The organism is Cupriavidus sp. 05L310 (assembly GCF_056398185.1).
On sequence record NZ_JBFTOX010000126.1, the window covers coordinates 1 to 5,872 of the forward strand.

Consider the following 5,872-nt stretch of genomic DNA (forward strand, 5'->3'; position numbering starts at 1 on the left):
GTCGCGGCCTCGTCCACCCTGCCGTCGGCGCCGCGGATCAGGAACGCATCGTTGACCGCATTGATCGCGTCGGCCTCGATGTTCATGTGCATCGCGCTCATGAACCCGCCCGGCTGCACCACCGTCCCGGTGATCACGCTCCAGCCGCCCTGCACCCGGTAGGCCGACGTGCCGATGTCCACCACATTGGGCCCGGCATCGATGCTGCCCGCCTTCACGTTCAGCGTGTCGCCCGCCGTGATCACGCCGCTGTTGCGCAGCTGCCCGGCAATGTCCAGATTGACGTTCTCACCCGCAATCGTGCCGCCGGTCGGCTTGGTCAGCGCCTGCGCATAGCCTTCCGGCAGGTACACCTGTGGCACCAACGCATTCACCGTCGGGCACGCCGTACTGGCTACCGTGTTGCAACTCGGATCAGGAACAGCCTGCTGCACGTACCACAGCATCGGCGCATCCAGCGCCGCCACCTGCCCCGGCGACAGCGCCTGGCCCACCTGGATGTGGTGCTCCTTCGCGTAGTCCGCCGCGTTCCGGTAGAGGATGAGYTTCTCCTGGTCCGTCACCGAGAGCTGGTGCTGGCTGTCCCACGCCAGCCCGCTGACAAAGCTSGCCTGGCCCGTCTGCYGCAGCGCTGCCTGCTGCAGCTTCTGGCCTTCGGTGTARGSGTCGTAGTAGAAGGTCACGCTGCCCGGGCGCAGCGCKGSCGGCAACTGCGCCAGCAGGCTGTCGGGCGTCACGCCGGCCAGCACCGCGACGGCCGGGCTGTGGTTCAGGTACTGCGCRCGGTCGATGCTGGTGCCGGGCGCGGTGACCGGATTGCCGCCCAGGTTGGCGTTGAAGTGCCAGTCGACCGTTTGCTTGCCGCCCGTGTCCGGCGCAGCCGGCGTGGTAACGATGACCGGGTTGAACTGCCACGGCCTGGTCGGGTTGTCCACCGGCGTGGCGGCCGGGACCGCGCCGCCGGGCGCCGCTACCGGGCCCAGCGGGATCACTTGCTGCGCGCCGGTGGAGGGCGGCGTGGGCTGGGACGGGCTGGTATAGCCGTTGGYGAGGGCGGCGCCGGTCAGGTCGACCGTGTTGCCCATCAGGTTGCCGGTGTTGAGCACCTGCCCGCCTGCCGTGACGGCCAGCGCGCGGCCTGCCTGGATGCCGGATTCAAGGCTGCCGAGGACGGAGCGGCCCCCGGTGTCATGCCAGCGGTCTCCGCCGCTGCGGTCTTCCTGCCAGCGCCCGATCCAGTCGGCGTTCAGCGCGATGCTGCTGTTGTCGACCGCTCCGCTCATCCGCACGGTCACGTCCTGCCCGCCGCTGATCAGGCCGCCGTGGTTGGCCAGCKTGCCGCCGCCGAGCCGGACGTCGCGCGCGGCGGTGATGACCGCCGCCGGCCCGGCCGCGCTGTCTTCGTCYGCCTCGCATTGGCTGTTGCCGTGGGTGCCGCCCGGGTTGCAGCCGCCGGCGTAGCTCGGATTGGTGCTGCCGTAGCTCTTGCGCAGCCTCACCGGGTCCATGGCCTTGTTGACCAGGGTGGGCGCGGTCACCGAGACGTCGCCGGACAGCGACTGGATGGCACCGGCCTGGTTGGTGACGCTGYTGCCGGCCGTCAGCTTGACATCGCCCYGCGCGGCTAGCGTGCCGTGCAGATTCTGGATGTTGGCCGCATTGATGGTGAGSGTGTTGCCGGCGGCCACCGTGCTGGGCGTCTGCTGCCACGCCAGCGTTTGATAGTGGGGGGCGCTGTCGMCCGGGCAACTTGCGGCCCCCGGAAGACAGCCGGGTGTGCTGGTGACCTTGCTKTCGTAAGTGCCCTGGTTGGTGAAGGTGCCAGGCGTGGTGATCGCGAYCTTGCCGGCGGCGGCGAGATCGCCGGCGTTGGTCAGGTCGCCGGTGCCATTCAGGCTCAGGTTGCCGCCGGCTGTGATCTGGCCGGCTTTGCCAAGCTGCTGGCTGACCGTGGATTGGCCCGGCGCGCCCGCTTGCGTGCCGGCGACCGTCTGCCCGAGCGCGATGGGCGACCACGGGGGCGGCGCTGTGCACGAGTCGCAGGCGGCCATGCTTGGCGGCGTGCCRTAGACCAGCGGCCCGGGGCCGTAGGCGTTGGTGCTGTCCTTCGTCAGTGCCGTGAGCTGCGCCATGAACGCCGACAGCTCGCCCTGGTTCACCGTGTCGGCCACGCTGTTGATCAGCGTCGCAGACCGGCTGTTGTCCAGGGCGCCGACATGCAGCGTCACRTCCTTGACGGCGGAGATCACGCCGCCCTTGTTGGAAAGGGATGCGGCGGTAATGTCGAGGCTGCCGCCGCTGATGATCTGGCCGGCGGTGCCGTCGGATTGCCGTACCACCGTATGATCGACGGTAGGCACCCCGCCGATATGGCGCACGCTGCCCGAGTTCAGCAGCGATACCGGCACGCTGTCCCGGCCAGGGATGCCCGGAATCACGTGCCAGAGTGCCTGCCTGAGTTGCTGGTCGCCGTTCGAGGGAATGATCTCTTCGCCCAGGACCAGCAACACGGTGCCATCCGGATTGCGCGTGACGTCGGCCAGCGTGATGTCGATCGGTGCGCCTGATACATAGGCGGCGCAATTGTCACAGCTTCCCCCTTGCAGCCAGGGCGAATAACTGCCGATGATGGTGGATTTGAGCAGGCCGTCGTTGACAACCTTGGTGGTGAAACTGCCCGCATCCAGGGGCGCGGTGCGGTCGTTGATGACCGCGCCGGCGGCGATATGCAGGTTGCCGTTGGCCCCGAGCACGCTGCCGATGTTGTTGAGCGTGCCGCCAATATCGAACTTGAGGTCGCCATTGGCTTGCGTGGTGCCRCCGCGGTTGTCGTAGTCGCCGCCCGTGACGGCGATATTGCCCAGCGACTCGACCGTGCCGCCGTTGCTTACGTTGCCATGCAGCGCAAGATCGCCATTGGCATGTACCGTCCCTGTATTCGCGAGCGCCCCGGCGGACAGGGAAAGCCTGCTGCCGCCCACGATCTGGCCGCTATTGGTCAGCGTGCCGCCGGTAGCCAATGACAGTTCGCCGGCCTTCTGGATGGTCCCTGMGTTCGTGATGCCCTGGCTGGCGTTGAGTACGGCCTTGCCGCCCTGCACGTTCCAGGTGCCGGTGTTGTTGATCGCCAGCGCCGCCAGGGTCAGCGTGCCGTTGGCGTTCAGGGAACCGGTAGTGGCGGCGGACGGATCGAATACCTGGTTCGGCGCGTTGAGCGTCAGGTTGTTGCCCGCCAGTAGTTGGCCAGCGGCATTGTTGAAGCTGCCGTTGCCACCCGTGACGGTGAAGGTCAGGTCGCCAACGATGGGATTTTTCCCGCTCAGGTCCCCGGCGAAGAGGGTGCCGCCCTGATTGCCCGTCAGCGCGCCAGCCGTGACGGCAAGGGTCCGGGTGCCGGCGACGAGGCCCTGCGCGTTGTCCAGGCCGCCAGTGGCGGTGACGTTGACGTTCGCGCCGCCAATGGTGCCGCGGTTGACCAGGCTGGCCGAACCCAGGCTAAGCTGATTGCCTGCCAGGGTCCCGGTATTGCTTACCGCGTTGCCGTTGACAACGAGTTGCTGCCTGGCAATCGTCGCGCCGCTGTTGGCAACCGACTGGCCCGCGAGCATGGCGCTGCCAGCGGTGGTGTCGCCAGTCAAGACCAGGCTCTGGCTGGCAGCCGCATCGAGCGTGCCGTCAACGCCATTGACCTGACCCGGCGCCGAGCCCACACGGACATTCTTGCCGCGCAAGGTGGCATTGCCGCCCACCCATGTCAGCTGGCCCGCGCTCAGGGTCTTGCCCGCGCTCGCCACCAGATTGCCGCCGGTCAGCACGCGGCCGGCGAGGCCGACATCCTGCCCGCCGCTCAGGCTGGCATGGCCCACGCTGCTCAGCGTGCCGCTCACCGTGGCCGAGCCCGCGGAGGCCGACAGGCTGGCCGTGCCGCCGCTGCTCAGGTTGCCAGCCACCGTTGCATCCCGCCCTGCCGCGATCACGGCATCCCCGTCGCTGGTGAGCGCGCCGTCGATGCTGGCGCTGCCAGCGGTCGCGGTGATCGTGGTCTTGCCAGCGCTCTGCGCCTGGCCGCCAACCGTGACGTTTTGCGCGGCGGTGAGGCTGAGGTCGGCATTGGTGCCAATCTGGCCGCTGGTGGTAATGCTGCCGCCCTGCGCGGTCACGGCGACGGCCTTGGACGCCAATACCTGGCCGCCGAGATTGGCATCCGTGCCCGCCGTGACCGCCAGCGTGCCGGGGGATACCACATTGCCCGTGGTGGTCACGCTGCCGGTGACGCCGGTCAACGCCACGTTGCCGCCAGTGCTGCCCGCCTCGCCGTTGATGGTCAGGTTGCGCCGGGTAGCCAGGTTCAGGTCGCCGGCCGATACCGCGTTGCCGTCGATGGTGGTATCCCGCGCGGCATCGAGCTGGATCTGGCCGGGCGAGGTAATGTCGCCCTTTAGCCGGATGTCGCCCTTGCCATCGTTGCCCGCCGCCTGGATCGCGATCCGGGCACCATTGACCGCGCCGCCGACATCCACGCTGCCGCCCGCAACCAGGGCTACGGATTCCTGCGCTGTCACGCCACCGGCGCCGCTGATCGAGCCGCCGGCGGTTACCGATACCGCCTTGCCCGATTCCAGCGTGCCGCCGAGCGTCACATCCTGGCCAGCCTTGACGCTGTATCCGGCCTCGCCGTGGCCATTGCCCGARGCGGTAACGGCTCCGGCAGCGGCAATGGCAACGCTTTCCTTGGCGTAGGTATTGCCGACCTTGAGGTTGCCCGCGGAATCAAGCGTCAGGTGACTGGCCGATGCGGCAAGATTGCCGTCCGCCCGCACGCCGACCCCTGCCGCGGTGCTGACGATCTGGATCTGGCCAGCCGTCATGGCGCCGAAGGCCGTCGCGTCGATTGCCAGGCCGTTGGCAGCCGTGGTGTTGGTGGCGGCGTTGTTCGGTCCGGCGGCGGCGGTGCTGAAGCTGCTTCCCGCAGGCGTCACCAGTTGGCGCCCCGCCACCAGGTTGATCTGGTTGCCGGCATGGAGCGCGCCGTCYACGCCGATCGATTCGGCGATCAGGTTGATATTGCCGACGGTGCCTTCGATGCCGACGCCATTGGCATTGCCCGGTGCGGGGTTGGCAATCTGCACGCGCCCGCCTTGCACCAGGAAGCCGGCCGCCGCCGCGGCATCGAAGCTGGTCGGGGTGCCGGCGGCGGACAGGAACTGTGGCGTGCCGGTGGTGAGTGTTACCTGGGTGGYGTTGGTAAAGCCCGCCCCGCTGGTGTAGACCCCGCCGGGGGCGGCGATGACCAGCCCCGCCGGCGCACCGAACACTTCCACCGTGCCGTTGATCTGCGCGGGCGTCTGGCTGGTCACCTGGTTGATGATCAGGCTGGCCGGCCCGGAYGCGGCGAGATTGCCGTTGGCGCCGACCTGGCCACCGAGGAAGGTGCCGCCGCCAACCGTGCTGTTGTTCAGGATGAGGCCGATCGGGTCCACCACGAAGGACCGGTACTGGTTCAGCGAAATGCCTTGCGCGTTGGGCGTCGTGATGCCCACGACGGGGACGCCGCCCTGAGGTGCGCCCGGCCCCGTGGTGGTGGTGATCGACGGTGTGAAGCGCAAGGGCGCGCTCGGGTCCGTGACCGGCGCCGCATAGGCTGCCGTCGGACCGAAGCTGGCCGTCACCGGCAGGTGTGCAACCGCCCAGCGCAACAGGCTTTGACGGACGGCGGCCGCGTGAATCGCCGGAGCCTCCAGCTCGACCGCGCCGGCTGCCAGCACGCCTGCTGCCTGCTGCGCCTGCTGCAGGGTGACCTGCATCGGCCCGACCCACAAGGTCAGCGCAAGCAGGCCCGCGACCGCGCGTGCCGGCACACTGCGGCGCCCCC

At 68.9% G+C, this 5,872-nt stretch carries 1 protein-coding gene; it reads right to left on the reverse strand.

Going from position 1 to position 5,872, the window contains the following annotated elements; genetic code table 11:
• A partial coding sequence (locus tag AC1DS6_RS42120; protein WP_477104745.1) for a beta strand repeat-containing protein occupies window positions 1–5,872 on the reverse strand: 5,872 nt, incomplete at both ends.